This window comes from Bartonella sp. AC329YNZD, from assembly GCF_042196685.1.
GTDB lineage: Bacteria > Pseudomonadota > Alphaproteobacteria > Rhizobiales > Rhizobiaceae > Bartonella.
The window spans coordinates 1-814 of sequence record NZ_JBHIQS010000100.1; the positions used below are offsets into that span (position 1 = coordinate 1).

The following is an 814-nucleotide window of genomic DNA, read 5'->3' on the forward strand; positions in this document are numbered from 1 at the left end:
CTAAAGCCATATTCTGAACTCCTTATAATAACGGAGTTTCTCCCATATTCTACGGTGCCAAGGTAGCGATTTCATGTATTGCTGTGGTGTTAACATAGACAATTTATAAGTCGTGTTAGAAATACACTGAAAGTTTTGAACCTGATCATCACCACGTAATCTGCCGTCACCAAAAACAGCCCCTAAACCACTAATCCAACAATTGCCTTCGTGACTGAGATTTTCTTCACTCTCTACCCAACCGCCTAAATCACCTTTCTTTACTTTGCCAAAGCTTCTCAATGCTCGTATTCGGTGTACCTTGAAAGGACCAAGATCAACTGTATCATCTGTAAGTTCGTATTTCTTTTTACTACTATTAACTAAATCACAACCACTAATAAAACCTGTATCAATCCATGCATCACCACACACACGGGCATTTTCACAAATTATTGCTGTACCGTATACATGTGCATTACCAAAAACTTGAGCATCAAAATAAACAATGGCATTGCCATAAACATGAGCGTTATCATAAACGTTGGCATTACCAAACACCTTGGCTTGACCGTAAACCCTAGCATTGCCATAGACCATAGCGTTATCATCTACCCAACAATTGCCCTCATGGGATAAGTTGCTTTCATTTTCAATAAAACCACCTAGAGCACCTGCGTACACATTTCTAAAATTTCTTAAAGAACGTATACGATGAAGCGTAACTCCATTAACTTCGATTGTTTCATCTGTGAGTTCATACTTCTTTTTAACTGTCATCTTATCCACTCCTCACTTCCCCTTCTTCTTACTCTTCTTATTCTTATGAAGCGGC

1 protein-coding gene is annotated in these 814 nt (G+C 38.7%); it reads right to left on the minus strand.

Going from position 1 to position 814, the window contains the following annotated elements:
• On the minus strand, positions 1-759 hold the full coding sequence (locus ACFIMW_RS09415; protein WP_375608915.1) for a hypothetical protein: 759 nt from the start codon (positions 757-759) through the stop codon (positions 1-3).
• Between the last annotated feature and the right edge of the window lie 55 nt (positions 760-814).